The sequence below is a fragment of the Mesorhizobium humile genome, from assembly GCF_033977215.1.
Classification (GTDB): Bacteria; Pseudomonadota; Alphaproteobacteria; order Rhizobiales; family Rhizobiaceae; genus Mesorhizobium; species Mesorhizobium humile.
On the sequence record NZ_JAVIIV010000077.1, the window covers coordinates 1 to 558 of the forward strand.

Annotated in this window: 1 pseudogene; it reads right to left on the reverse strand. The window is 60.0% G+C overall.

From position 1 onward, the window contains the following. Nucleotides 1-558, reverse strand: a pseudogene (locus RFM52_RS32760) (phosphoesterase); the annotation flags it as partial.

The window sequence follows — 558 nt, forward strand, 5'->3', positions numbered from 1 at the left end:
AGCAAGCTGGCTGGCCACGACAGTCATGGTGCCGCCATTGTAGAGGCCGCCGCCGGTGCCCGCCGTGTCGCTGATGACCCATTCTTCCGTCCCGGCGAAGCCTGAGACATTGACGTCGTATTGGGGTGCCGTGATGTAGATGTTTGTGCCGTCGAGCGACAGGATCGGCTGATCGGCTGCCGTCAGCTGACCGTTGATCGTGAGCGATGTGTTCAGCGAGTAGAAATACCAGCCGTCGTTGGGGTTCGAGTCCTTCGATACGGCGATGTCGATGTTGCTGATCGCGCCGTTTGAACCGATGTTGTCCATGGTGACGACGTATCGGTTGTTGACGCTGTCATACACCGCGCGTGGATCGAACAGGGCGTTGGCCGCAGTCGAACCGAGGGATCCGAAGAACTGGTAGACCGACTGCAAGTTCGCCGCGCCGCCGGACAGGTTCGTCCATTCGATCCGCGATCCCTCCGCCATGACGATGTAGCTTGGACCGACGGCGAGCGCATTGTGCGGCGGATCGCTCGAAGTGTCCGAAATGCCGGAGAATTGAGTGGTGATCTG